The 1,142-nt window shown below is 46.5% G+C and carries 1 protein-coding gene; it reads right to left on the bottom strand.

What is annotated here, in order from left to right; genetic code table 11:
• A partial coding sequence (locus tag A3766_RS18695; protein ID WP_156508977.1) for a DUF5011 domain-containing protein occupies nt 1–1,019 on the bottom strand: 1,019 nt, incomplete at its 3' end.
• Between the last annotated feature and the right edge of the window lie 123 nt (nt 1,020–1,142).

Here is a 1,142-nt window from a genome sequence, read left to right as displayed (position 1 = left end):
ACGGCATCCGAAACGTCGTAGGACAGGGTGTAAGTTCCAGCAGTGTTTGCATCAACGGTTCCGGAAATAGTAATGTTTGCGCTGATATCTCCATCACGATTATCGATTGCTGTTGCGCCGGGTTCTATATAGCTGGTCAGTTGTTCAACGTATGTCGGATCGTCGCCAGTAAGAGTAATAACGGGAGCGATGATATCCTCTTCTAGAACGTAGACCATTCTAGATACCGTATCAGCGTTGTTACCTGCGCTATCAACGACATCATATTCAACTAGTATTCCCGTAGGGTTTGGTACGGATGTATCGATAATAGTGGGAGTATCGATAACGTTCGGCCTAGTAACGACCTCAGATGTCAAATCCAAGTCTTCTGTATCATAAGCGGAGTAGCCGGGCTCGGAATATTCGTCGCCAACAATAAGTGTGACGTCAGTTGAGCCCGCTGATGTTTCGGCAAGAGTAATGATAGGTTTTTCATCAACGCCAGCTTCACTGGCTTTTAGTTGGATTGGTGTGCCAGCGGTGAAGTCAGTGAACTGGAAGCAGTCATCAATATCAGTGCTAGTTGATTGGTCAGATAAAGCTGTTTGGCTAAGTAATATATCAGCATTGACTGCTACACCGTTCTTTTCAAAGCAGCCGGTAATGCCAAACGGGATAACCCCTGTTTCGATAGCGTAAATCGTAGCGGTGGTTTGGTCTGTGTGCCAAAGATATTCGCCGTTCCAACTTAATCCTTTAGGGTCAGCTCCTGGTGTGTCAAAGAAGTCAACAACGCTACCGTCGCTTGGGTCAATGCGGTAAACCTTGAGTTCTTCTTGGTCAGCTACCCATAAGTCTCTACCGTCCCAGGTAATACCAAAAGGGCGAGCATTAGTGACTGAGGGGTTAGATTGGTATGAAGGTAAAGAGGAGGGGCCTGGTAAAGACAAAAGAAGCGCACCATCTTCAGGGCGTACTTTATTGATAGTGTTAGTTTGCCAGTCTACGACCCAAAAGCTATGACCGTCGTATGTCATGTCGGTGGGTGATGGGAATGCCAGTGACGCGAGTGCATTCTCCGATTCGAGGTTATCACCATCTACCGGGTCTACTTTTATGATGTCGTCAGTTATAGGGCTGGCATTTCATAAATAGTTTTC

It is taken from the genome of Oleiphilus sp. HI0132 (assembly GCF_001635845.1).
The sequence above is the reverse complement of the archived record's forward strand: the minus strand, read 5'-3'. Positions and strand labels throughout refer to the sequence as shown.